Raw genomic sequence first — 384 nt, forward strand, 5'->3', positions numbered from 1 at the left:
AGCTTACTCGCGGTAAGCGCGTTGACGCCGAAGGCATGAAGCAGTTTATCGATGGTCTGGCGTTGCCAGAAGAAGAGAAAGCCCGCCTGAAAGCGATGACGCCGGCTAACTATATTGGTCGAGCTATCACGATGGTTGATGAGCTGAAATAAGCCTCAAATCAGTGCCGGATGGCGATGCTGTCCGGCCTGCTTATTAAGATTATCCACTTTTTCTTTTTTCACTTTACCTCCCTCCCCGCTGGTTTATTTAATGTTTACCCCCATAAACACATAATCGCGTTACACTATTTTAATAATTAAGACAGGGAGAAATAAAAATGCGCGTTCTGGTTGTTGAAGACAATGCGTTGTTACGTCACCACCTTAAAGTTCAGATTCAGGA

General features: G+C 45.1%; 1 pseudogene. It reads left to right on the top strand.

From position 1 onward, the window contains the following. Positions 1 to 152: pseudogene (locus WCE05_RS26415) on the top strand (adenylosuccinate lyase); the annotation flags it as partial. Positions 153 to 384: the final 232 nt, after the last annotated feature.

Source organism: Pseudomonas sp. I2 (assembly GCF_040984075.1).
GTDB lineage: Bacteria > Pseudomonadota > Gammaproteobacteria > Pseudomonadales > Pseudomonadaceae > Aquipseudomonas > Aquipseudomonas guariconensis_B.